Origin of the sequence: uncultured Victivallis sp., assembly GCA_944389935.1 — a bacterium.
In the GTDB taxonomy this organism is placed as follows: Bacteria; Verrucomicrobiota; Lentisphaeria; order Victivallales; family Victivallaceae; genus Victivallis.
Genome location: CALXOE010000042.1, coordinates 24,780 through 36,275 on the forward strand (window position 1 = coordinate 24,780; position 11,496 = coordinate 36,275).

Sequence of the window (11,496 nt, forward strand, 5' to 3'; positions counted from 1 at the left end):
GTATTTCCGGTTGCTCTCCGTTGCGGTTTGTTGCGTAATTTTGTAAATGCTGTTTCTGATATGCAAAATTACGCGATATTACGCAACAAAACGCATACATGAAAAGATGCGAGATACTGAATAAATTCGCAAAAGCATCCTCCGGGACGCCATGAAATACCCCCGTTGTAACGGAACACGAATGGAAGAGGATTTCCTCCGTCTCCTTGAATTTCAGCGTTGACAGAGTATATTGAATTTCGGCGGGAGGTTATGGCTATATGAAGAAAATTACAAGCAGTGTTTACACTTTTGAAGATATCATTAAGGATGAGTTCCTTTATATCGATAAAACTGAATTCATCTGGTCGCTTATCAGTCAGGGAAAGGCTATGTATTTCCTGTCCCGTCCGCGTCGCTTCGGCAAGTCGCTGACCGTCTCCACTCTCAAAGCGGTTTTTCAGGGCAAAAAAGAACTCTTCAAGGGGCTGGCTATTTATGACAAGCCTTATGATTGGAAGCCCTATCCCGTGATTCACTTAGATATGAACGGTTTGGATTTCAGTTCCGTTGAGGAGCTGGAAAGCAGTTTATGCGATTTGGTAACGGAAGCGGCTGCTTCGCATGAACTGACGCTGGAATCAGCGAATGCCGCCAGCATGTTTCGGGTATTAATCAACCGACTTGCCGAACAGGAACAGGTTGTTATTCTTGTGGACGAATATGACAAGCCTATCTTGAACAACTTGGGTAAGCCTCATGCTCAAAAGATTCTGGATAAGTTGAAAGTATTTTATTCCGTCATCAAGGCATTTGAATCTAAAGAGCGTTTTGTTTTCGTTACAGGAGTCAGCAAATTTTGCCATGTTTCGTTGTTTTCCGATCTCAACAATCTGACCGACATCACGATGAACCGTGATTACGCCACGATGTTCGGCTATACTCAGGAGGAATTCGAAACCTACTTTGCCGACCGCATTGACGCAGCCTGCAAACTGCAAAATATGCCACGGGGAAAGCTTCTCCCGGAAATCAAACAATGGTATGACGGATTTCGGTTCGAGGAAGAATCTGAAACGGTCTACAATCCAGTATCGCTGGCTCAATTCTTTACAAACAGCTGCAAATTCAACAACTACTGGTTTTCTACGGGAACACCTTCGTTTCTGGTGGAACTGACCAAAAAAACGGACTTCAATTTTGAAAAAACGTTGAGCGAACCTGTCATGGGACTGGCTTTCAATGCGTTTGAAATAGATAAAATTGATCCACTGGCTCTATTGCTGCAGACGGGATACTTGACCATAAAAAGTTCGTTCGTTGATCTCGGAGAAACGTTGTATTATCTCGATTTCCCCAACCGGGAAGTCAAAAGCGCATTTGAAACCTACCTGATCAGCGATTATGCTTCCATTCCGCAGGAAACAGTCGGCGCAAACGTATTCAAGATGGTCAAGGCAATCAAAGCCCGCGATATCAATCTGTTCATGGAACTGCTGAAAACATTCTTTGCAGCTGTTCAATATGATATTGCAACAGACACGGAGGGACGTTTCCAGTTGCTTTTCTACTCGGTATTCCTGTTGATCGGAGTAAGAGTGGAAGCGGAATCCCGTACGAACAACGGACGCATTGACGCGGTAATCCGCGATGGGAACCATGTCTACATCTTTGAATTCAAAATAAACAAGACTGCCGAAATTGCGCTTGACCAGATTCGCGAAAAGGAATATTTCCGGAAATATCAGCACTCCGGCAGGAAGATCGTCCTTGTCGGAGCAAACTTCGATACGGGTTCTCGGCAGATCACGAAATGGAAAAGTGAAACAGTATGCTGATACCAGGCAGTTTCTGCGTTCGCAAGAGGCTCGAAGAGGTTCTCCCATGCCTCTCAACCACTCAGGCTGGACTGATTGATTTGCTGATTCCAAGGGCTTATGAAGAGGGAATTTCAAAGAATTATGGAAAGACAATGAGCGAAATCAGAAAAATAACCGAATCCAGTCTTGTGAAGGTTACGCTGAATCCGGAGTGGAGTTTTGTTCCCGGCGCCCCGGAACCGGATTGGCAGAACCGGTTTGAATCCGGGATTCCGTTCCGCATGGAAGATGAGCTGTTTGACCTCGATGCTTTGACGCAGCCCCCCAGCCCGGTATTGTCCGATGCGGTGGTTTACAACCGGTTTCATGCAGACCGTGCCGGGATCGCCCAGCTCGGAGTCGGCTGCGACTGGTGGTGTGAAGTGTTTGTCAATGGACAGGCCTGTGTTTCCACCTTTCCCGACGGGAACGGAACCGGTGCTTATTCGCCGGAAAACAATCCGTTTTTTCTTCCGGTGAAGAAAGGGGAAAATCTGCTGGCGATTCACGTCCGCCGCGGAACCGCCGGCTGGACATTCTCATTCGGGCGGGTCCGGTTTCGCATGCCGGATATTCCCGAAATTCAGTATGGCCCCTGGCTCGGAAATCCGGATTCGGGAAAGATGAGCATCCGGTTCGTAACCTGCGGGGATGTCGCCTCCGGTGTGGAATACAGGGAGTGTGGAACGGAACAGTGGCAACTTCAATGGGATCACATTCACGGTCAGCTCAAACGGAGACCTTTTCACGTCATCCATCTTTCCGGACTGAAGGAGGGGGCACAGTATGAATATCGGATTGTGATGCTCGATCCCCGGGATCCGGAGAGGAGGAGATATGCCGATGCCGGACATGTGTACAAATTCCGGGTGCCGGATTCCGGTCGGAAAGAATTCAGCTTCTTTTATACGGCGGATCTTCAGTTTCTTCCGGAAGAGCAGATGCGCATTCTGGAGAATCTGCTGCGGGCCGCAGATGCGGAGAGTTGCGATTTCATCGTTCTCGGAGGGGATATCGGCAATGAATTTTCCCCGTCCGCGCTCTTCAGCGGTGTGATCTCGAAACTTTGTGAGAAGGAAGGGAGCGGGCGTCCGGTTGTAATGGTTCGGGGAAATCATGAATTGAGAGGGAAAGAGGCGGATCGTTTTCTCGATTATTTCGGTAACAGCGAGGGGCTTTCCTACGGAATTTTCCGGTTTGGCGATGTTGCCTTTCTGGTTCTGGACAGCTGGGAGGACAAACCGTCCGGAACGCCCGGGGAAAAATATTGCAAATACAATCTTGACGAGCTATTTGTAAAAGAAGAGAAAGAGTTTCTGGATGAGGCGTTTCTGTCCGATGAATGGATTTCCGCTCGGCGCCGAATTGTCCTTGCACACGGCGCTCCTTATTCTCACTTTGACTCGTGGCCAAGCATTCAAGCCACACTTCTGACTCTAACGGATTCCTATTTCGCCGGGGAAAAACCGAAATTCCATCTGAATCTTTGGCTGGCCGGACACACGCACCGGTATTCGCGAAGCGTTCCAGGAACCGATGTCATTGTCGCGCCCCCCGGCTCGAAAAAACCGAACCGGGGAGGTCGAAATTATCGGTATCCCGTTCTGACCGTCGCAGGGCCGAACAAGGCGCAAACTCTCCAGGCTTCCGCATTCCGGATTGATGTGAAAAGCGAAAAAATCGTGGTACGGGCTTTTTCGCCGGATGGCGAGTGCTTCGATGTGGTGGAAATCGAAAACAACGGAACTATTACGGAAATAAAGTCCCTGTTGTCCCCCCAAAAATGGCAACACTCTTCACCTGATGGTCGGGCCTCCCGGCAGCGGGGTAGCCAGACACCTTGAACAATCTCTTCCCTTGCTCCGTTTTTCTCCCGATGAATATACGATTCCGGACCGCTCGGATGCGGCCATGGCGTCGATCCGCAAAGCGGTGCGGCAGGGAATCGGGATTCGGCGTTTTCTGGAGGTGGGGAACTACTCCGGCTTCACGGACACGTTTGAGGATCTGCACGGATTCGATCAGCTTCCGGGACTTGCCGCGCAGCGGCTCAGGGCCGACGGCCACGGGTTCGGCGCGGAGGGGGACTGGAAAACCGCGGCGTTGCTCCATTCGTTGAAGGTCATGGCTTGCGGGCTTCCCGGCGGCGTGAGTTTCATGGAGGATTACACCTACCATTTTGAACCGGGGCGCGGTCGTGTGCTGGGTTCTCACATGCTGGAGGTTTGTCCGAGCATCGCCGCTGCGAAGCCGACGCTTGAGGTTCATCCGCTCGGAATCGGCGGGAAGTCCGATCCCGCGCGGCTGGTGTTCGGCACGAAGCCGGGTCCGGCGTTGAATGCGAGCATGATCGAGCTTGACGGGCGTTTCCGTCTTGTCGTGAACGAGGTGGAAGTCGTTGCGCCGGTGAGGATCTTCCGAAACTCCCGGTTGCGCGGACGATCTGGATTCCGAAGCCGGATCTGGCCGAAGGAGCGCGGCGCTGGATCGAAGCGGGTGGAGCGCATCACAGTGTACACGCTCCGGCGTTGACACCGGAACATCTGCGCGACTTTGCGCGCATTGCCGGGGTGGAACTCATCGAGATTCGTTGACGGGAAAGCTGTCCGGGGGAGGGGGGAGTGCCGCGTCAGCGTGCACCCCCCTCTTCGCATGGAACGGTGATGATTTTGACACCCTGTTTCCGGATCGTCTCAAGCATCGGCAGATTTTCCGGGCATGCCCCGGTCACGAGGATATCGACCGCGCCCCAGGGGACGAGGCGCGCCATGCCCGCTGCGCGGAACTTGCTGTGATCGGCGAGCATGACCGCGAGGTGGGCATGTTCGATCATGGTGCGTGCGACGCCTGCGGTGGCGTCGTTTGTGTCGAGAATGCCCGCCTCATCGATTCCGCGAGCGGAGAAGAGCACCGCGTCGGCGTGGTATCCGGCGATGGCGCGTTCCGCCCGGGTGCCGGTCAGGATGCCGGCCTTGCGGTCGAGTGTCCCGCCCGGAATGATGACTTCCGGCCCTTCGTCGGAGGGGAAACGTTGCCGGATCAGCTCCGCGAGGTGCAGAGAATTGGTGATGACGCTGCCGGAGTCGATCAGATTTCCGAGCCAGGTCGTCGTTGAACCGCCGTGAATGAAAATCACGCTGTTGCGGGCGATGAGTCCAGCGGCGGTTTCGGCGATCAGCCGTTTTTCGCGACTGAACCACTGTTCCCGGAGCGGGAAAGGGATGGACTGGTTTGCATCCGGTTCGATCCGGCGGATCCCGCCGTGGAATCGCCGCGCGATCCGGTTTTCCGCGAGCCGCCCGGCGATTCTCCGTGCGGTGGCGCTGCTGCATCCGAGCTCTCCGGCGATTTCGCCGGTGGTCAGGACTCCGCGTTTTTCCAGCAGGCGGCAGACGGCTTCCTCCTGACTGCTTCGATTCATGGCATTCTCCCTGTTTGGGAAACAAGATACTCTCCTTTCAGCCAGTTTGCAAGCCGAAATTTGAGCGAATGCGCAAAACATCTGAGTATTTGCAAAAAAAGAGGAAAAAAGCCGGTTCCGGCGGCTGGATTGCCGCAAAAACGCGAGGTATATTCGCATCAGAAAACCGGAAAGGAGATTTGGAAAATGAAACGGAAACCGATGTTGATCGCCCATCGCGGGCTCTCCGCGACCTACCCGGAAAACACCCTTGTTGCCTTTGACCGGGCACTTGATCTGGATGTCGATGCCATGGAATTTGATGTTCACATGACAAGCGATGGAGAGCTGGTTGTGACACATGATGACACGGTCGACCGTTGCAGCAACGGTACAGGTGCGGTGCGGAATTTCACGTTTGCCGAGCTCCGGAAACTTGATTTCGGCGCCTGGAAGGCTCCGGAGTTCGCCGGGACGCGGATTCCGACCCTGTGCGAGGTTCTCGATCTGGTGGATCGAAAGCGTCCGGAACTCTATCTTTGCGTGGAACTCAAGGAGGACGACTGCGAATGTGCCCGCAAGGTGATTGCGGAACTTGACCGGCGCGGCCGTCTGGGAAACTGTTCGATCATCAGCTTTCTGCCGCAGATGCTTTATTTTGTGAAAGGGCTGAACGAGAAGGCGTTTCTGCATGGTTTCATCGATGAGTCGGAGCTGGACAAGCCTGAAAAACGCGAGTATCTGAACCTGGTTGACCGGATCGGAGTATCGATCGGAAACGTTTCCGCAAAGTTCTCCCGCAGGCTGCATGAGCTGGGAATCGAAGTTGACTCCTGGGCTGCCGACACTCCGGAGCAGCTTCAAAAGATGATCGATGCAGGAATCGATACTTTCACCTCGAATGCGCCGGACCGCGTTCTTGCCCGTTTCCGGCAGGAGTTTCACCGTTGACGGGCCAGGGGGGATTGCAATGAGTATCATCACGATTGTCGGAGCGGGGATGATGGGTTCGGCGATGTCCGGCCCGGCAGCGGACAATGGTCATGAGGTGCGTCTGGTCGGGACGCCGCTGGACCGGGAGATCATCGATTCTGTGAGGGAGAGCGGATTTCATCCAACCCTGCGCAAGAAGTTGCCTCCTGTGGTCAGGGCATACCAGGTCGAGGAGCTTGAACGGGCCTTGGAGGGGGCGGATCTGGTCATCGGCGGGGTGAGCAGTTTCGGGGTCGACTGGTTTTCGGAAGAGGTTCTTCCGCTGCTGCGGCCCGGGATTCCGGTGCTTTCGGTGACGAAGGGATTGCGGGACAATCCGGATGGGACGCTTACGCCGTTTCCGTACCTGCTCGCGTCGCGCCTGCCGGAAAAGACGCGTGGAATGATTCCGTTCAATGCGATTGGTGGACCGTGCATCTGCTTTGAGTTGCTTGACAAACGTCATACGATGGTTTATTTCTGCGGGGAGGATCCGACTGTACTTGAGACGATTCGCGGTATGCTTGCGACGGGATACTATCACATTCTGACCACGACGGATGTGGCGGGGGTGGAAGGGTGTGTTGCGTTGAAGAACGCCTATGCGATGGGGGTATCGCTGGCGGTAGGTCTTGCGGATCGCGAGGTCGGGGATTTAGACGGGGAGGCTGCGGCGGCACTGTGTGCGCCGGGGGCGCCGGATCGAAATCCGGTCTATAATCCTCAGGCGGCGCTTTTTGCGCAGAGCTGCCTTGAGATGCGCCGCATTGTGGAGCGCATGGGAGGAGACGGGGCGCTGGCCGGCGGGGTGCCGGGGGCAGGGGATCTTTACGTCACGATTTTCGGTGGCCGGACGCGTCGTCTCGGGACGCTTCTGGGGCGGGGCATACCGTTTGCGGAGGCGGAAAAGATTTTGAAAGGTGTCACGCTGGAATCGGTTGCGATTATTACGCGGGTGGCGCGTGCGCTTCGTGCCGGAGGTGTGAATCGGGTTGAATTTCCGTTGTTGTTTCACATGGATGCGATTCTGAACGGCGGTGCGGAAGTCGATCTGCCGTGGGATCAGTTTGGTTGTTAAGATTCGAATCCGGGCCCTGCGTTGCGATTTTCGCCTGATTGGCTTGAAATTCTGCGGACGCGGGGTTATTTTGTTGTGATGCCCGGGTAGCTCAGTGGATAGAGCAGAAGTTTCCTAAACTTTTGATCGGAGGTTCGATTCCTCTCTTCAGACACTCTTTTTCTGGTTGATACAAGGAAAGTTACAAAAGATATCCATTCTCTGCAAAATCCCTTATTCTACCCTTTTTTTGGGGGAGATGTGACCAATGGTCAAGTAATGGTCAAGTAAAAATTTGAAATTGGTTCGTTTCTTTCTGAGGAAATTTGACTCTGATGGGTCGTGATGCAATTGTAAAGAGAGTTCCATATCAAATTCAAGCCGGAGACTGATTGTGGCCGAATATCACACCCTCGTTCTCGGCAATTCCGCAGACGCGGATGCCGCCGTTTTCACGCTTTCGAGCGGCGACTACGCCGCCAATGTCACCATTCTCGCGGGCGGTATGCTGCAGCTCGAACCGGGCAGCGCCGTCTCAGTCGTCATAGTCATGGAGGGTGGAACATTCGAACTTGCCGGCAGCGCCGAATCCGTCACCGCAGCGGGTGGTTCGATCCAGATCGCCGACGGTGGCAGCATTGCGCGGCTCGAACTCTTCGGCAGCCCAAAAGTGAACGTCGAAAGCGGCGGTGTCATCTCCTCTTTCCAAACGGAGGCGAGTGACCTCATCGGATACGATTTCCACGCTTCAGTCAGCGGTACAGGCGAGAGCGGCGTACTCATCGTTTCGACTCCGCAGAGTTCGTTCAACTACGACATCACGCTCCGGCAGGAGGTCGCGGACGGATATGTCACGTTTCAGTGCAGCATCGCGGACACCGCCGTGCAGGAGGTCTATTCCGGCGGCATCGCGAATGACTCGGCCGTCGCCGCAGGCGGGCTTCAGATCGTGCACGACGGCGGCAGGGCGAATGCTTCCGAAATTTCCGGAATTCTCGAACTAGAATCCGGTGCCGTTTCTAATTTCGCCACCATCAACGACGGCGGAATCCTTTGCGCGGACGACGGTTCCACGGTCAACAACGTCACGCTTGCGCCGGGCGGCACACTGGAACTCGACGCGGATGCGACTCTCGCCGGAGTGACCGTCACGAGCGGGCGGATCGAGGCCGCCGCGGAAGTCGACGCCCACACCGTCGTGCTCGCACTCACGCAGGATGAGTTCGCGGTCGCGCCGTCGGATATTTCCGAACCGCTGCTGAACGATCTCACTCTCTTCCGGAATGTCGACCTCCGCGTCAGCGTCGATTTCGACTATCAGGCGCCGGGCGAGTACATTCTCGCAGACAACGCAGCCGGATTCCGGGGAACGATCACCGTTCAGGGGGAAAATCTCCTCCAGGCCCGGGCGGAACTTTCCGTCGGGGAAACCTTTGCAAACAACGACCTCCTGTTCTCCCTCACGATCGACTCTTCGGATCGTCTCGTGCTGACCGTCGAACGCGGCTCGGGAGAAGATGCCGCGCCGCCCGATCCGGTACGAGCGTTCTCGGGACTGGTTTTCGACAACAACGCACTGCTGCTGCGCTGGCAGGATGCGACCGACGACATCGGAGTGAAACGTTATGAGGTGGAACTTCTCCGGGAGAACGGCACCCGGGCCAAACTCCTCCGCACCGATGAAACCAGCTGCGTCATCGACAACCTCAGGGCCGGCAGCTATCTCTGCCGCGTCCGCGCCATCGACGAAGCGGGGCAGCCCGGCGGGTGGAGCGAAACGGAAATCACCGTCATAGCCGACAACGACAGGTGGAACGAGGTTCCGGACGGGCCGATTCTTTCCACCACACTCTGGGGTCACGATTATCTGCCGACGCTCTACGGACCGCCCGAGCCGGCTTCCGCGAACGACGAAAGCGGCTTTTATTTCGCCGACGCGGAGAAGCTCCTCACCGTGCGGGATCTCCCCTACTGCTGGGCCGCCGCCACGTCGAACATTCTCACCTGGGGAGGCTGGGCGGCGAATTCCTCCGCCGCGTTCACTGATGAAGACGAGACATTCGAGCATTTCATCGCGAACTGGAAGAACGACGGCGGCGATGAACTGGATGGATTCTCCTGGTTTCTGAACGGAACGATGGCTTCCGGAAACAACGTCGTTCCGGTCGAGGGAGGCAATTTCTTCCCTCAAATCGAGCGCGATAAACTTCTGTTCACCGTCTCTGCCGACAAAGCGGACGGCGCTTTTGCGGAACTGCTGCTCTCGGCATTCGCCGCCGGATACGGCGTGACGCTCGGAGTCTACTCCGACGACGGGATCGCCCACGCGATCACCGGCTGGGGATTCGAGCTGGACGGTCGAGATATTTATCTCTACATCTCCGACTCCGACAGCGACTTCTGGACCGGCAGCGACGACCGCCGGGACGCGCCGAACCGTCTCTCGAAATACCTCCTCGACTGGAATTCACGGGATGGGCTCTACTATCTCTCCGGCTATATCGGGCAGTCCGACATCTACATCGGCGACTTCACGGCGCTGCGCCAGTTCGACAAGGCACTGACGGGCGAAAACGAGTCGTTCGCCGATGCGCGCCGCCTCGAATTTTCCGATGACGACACACTTCGGCGCGCCGGAAATCTCGATGGCGAACATGACGACGACTATTACGTATTCTCGACCGATTTCACCGGAACGGTCGACCTCCGGGTCGCCATGGAGAACGCGGTTTCGTTCCTCACGGGCGTCACGGTCTCGCTCTTCGACGCGGCGAAGAATCTGCTCTGGTCGGCGACGGAGGCCGCACTCGAACAGCTTTACAGCTTCACCGCTGCGGCGGGGGTCGATTATTATCTTGCGGTATTCGGTGACGCGCTCTCATCGGACTCTTCGCAGCCGCTCGACATCAACTGCTATCGAATCGAACTCACAGCCGGTCCGGAGAGAACCGCAGGAGTCTCCAGTTCCGATGACACCTGGCAGCAGGCCGCCGCCGATGCCTCGCTCGAGTTCCGACTCCCGGGCAACGCCCCCGAACTGGAAACAACCGACCTCTTCGCCGTCCCCGTCACCCCGGCCGGAACCACGCAGGAGGCCGTCGTGTCGAACCGGGTCGGCAGAGAGGACAAGGCCGACTTCCGCGCCCTCCGTTTCGATCAGGCGGGGAGTTACGACTTCACGATCAGCGCCGTTTCGCAATCAATGCAGCTTGTCGTTTATGAACTGCTCGGCAACGGCAGGCTCAAAACTGTCAAGAGCATCACAGTCAATGCGAGGACGAAAGAGGAAAAACGCGGAATTTTCAACTTGAATCTCGCGGCGGACACCGATTATTTCGTCGCCGCCCGTTCGACTGCGAAAGAGGGTACGAACTTCGAGGTCACGCTCAGCGGGGAAGTGTTCGTAAATGCCGAACGCGGCGACGACAGCTGGGAGCTCGTCTCCGCCGATCCGGACTACACCATGTCGGTTCGGAAGAAAGAGGGAGCGTTCACGATCCTCAACCCGCTCTCGCTCTTCAACTACAACTGGGTCGGATTCGGCGACACGATCGACTACCGGCCGCTGGAACTGGCTGATCCCGGAAGCTACAATTTCACCGTTTCGACGCTCGAGGGGAAAGCCTCCGGCCGCTTCACGTTCTGGAAGATCCGGGACAACGGAAAGTTGCAGAGGGTCTTTTCGATCAACGGTTCTTCCAAAAAGGAGGTCTCCCGGAACAATGTCCTGCTTGAAAGCGGGTTCTACGTCGTCTCGTTCGAGTCGACCAACTGGAGAAGCGGACAGAACACCAGTTACACCGTCAAACTCGACGGCGTCGTTTTCGGCCAGGCCGATCAGCGCAATGACAATGACTGGAAAAACGCCACGATCGTCTCCGAGGCTGAAGCCGTACGTGGGGAGTGGGTCGGGTACGGCGATCTCGTGGATTTTTTCCGGTTTGAAGTGACGGAGGAGTCACTCTGTTCGCTCGAACTCTCCGGGGCGACCGGGAAAGATGCGAAGATCACACTCTACCGCCGGAATATCGACCGGAAAGGCAACGAGAGGAACCCGGTCCGGCTCGCCGCGCAGCGGAGTCTCGACGGGGAAGCGGAGATCACCCGCACCCTGACCGCAGGGATCTACTATTTTGCGGTCGAGGCGCAGGGCGACGCGAGAAAAAGCGGTACGAACTACGACATCGACCTCTCGCTCGACCGCCCCTCCTCCGGCATGCTCGCCTGAT

General features: G+C 55.9%; 6 protein-coding genes, 1 tRNA gene and 1 pseudogene. 7 read left to right on the top strand and 1 reads right to left on the bottom strand.

Annotated features, from left to right (window positions below; all coding sequences use genetic code 11):
• Positions 1–260: 260 nt before the first annotated feature.
• From Q0J85_RS11930 to Q0J85_RS11940, 3 genes and pseudogenes are all read left to right on the top strand, one after another.
• On the top strand, positions 261–1,817 hold the full coding sequence (locus tag Q0J85_RS11930; protein WP_294481910.1) for an ATP-binding protein: 1,557 nt from the start codon (positions 261–263) through the stop codon (positions 1,815–1,817).
• Between the two features lie 134 nt (positions 1,818–1,951).
• The gene (locus Q0J85_RS11935) at positions 1,952–3,682 is read left to right on the top strand and encodes a metallophosphoesterase (RefSeq protein WP_294481913.1); all 1,731 of its coding nucleotides are present in this window, start codon (positions 1,952–1,954) and stop codon (positions 3,680–3,682) included.
• Between the two features lie 70 nt (positions 3,683–3,752).
• Positions 3,753–4,432, top strand: a pseudogene (locus Q0J85_RS11940) (L-arabinose isomerase); the annotation flags it as partial.
• 35 nt (positions 4,433–4,467) lie between these two features.
• Here the strand turns inward: Q0J85_RS11940 and Q0J85_RS11945 are convergent.
• Positions 4,468–5,259 (bottom strand): DeoR/GlpR family DNA-binding transcription regulator, encoded by a 792-nt coding sequence (locus Q0J85_RS11945; protein WP_294481918.1) that lies wholly within the window; start codon positions 5,257–5,259, stop codon positions 4,468–4,470.
• Positions 5,260–5,445: 186 nt separating this feature from the next.
• Here Q0J85_RS11945 and Q0J85_RS11950 point away from each other — a divergent pair, with 186 nt between their 5' ends.
• The 4 genes from Q0J85_RS11950 (at position 5,446) to Q0J85_RS11965 (ending at position 11,495) form a co-directional block, all read left to right on the top strand.
• On the top strand, positions 5,446–6,189 hold the full coding sequence (locus tag Q0J85_RS11950) for a glycerophosphodiester phosphodiesterase family protein (protein ID WP_294481920.1): 744 nt from the start codon (positions 5,446–5,448) through the stop codon (positions 6,187–6,189).
• A 19-nt stretch (positions 6,190–6,208) separates the two neighbouring features.
• Positions 6,209–7,288, top strand: a complete 1,080-nt coding sequence (locus Q0J85_RS11955; protein ID WP_294481922.1) for a hypothetical protein — start codon at positions 6,209–6,211, stop codon at positions 7,286–7,288.
• A gap of 84 nt (positions 7,289–7,372) precedes the next feature.
• A tRNA-Arg gene (locus Q0J85_RS11960) sits at positions 7,373–7,438 on the top strand.
• 223 nt (positions 7,439–7,661) lie between these two features.
• Positions 7,662–11,495: a hypothetical protein gene (locus Q0J85_RS11965; protein WP_294481924.1), complete on the top strand. Its 3,834-nt coding sequence runs from the start codon at positions 7,662–7,664 to the stop codon at positions 11,493–11,495.
• The last annotated feature ends 1 nt before the right edge of the window (position 11,496 follow it).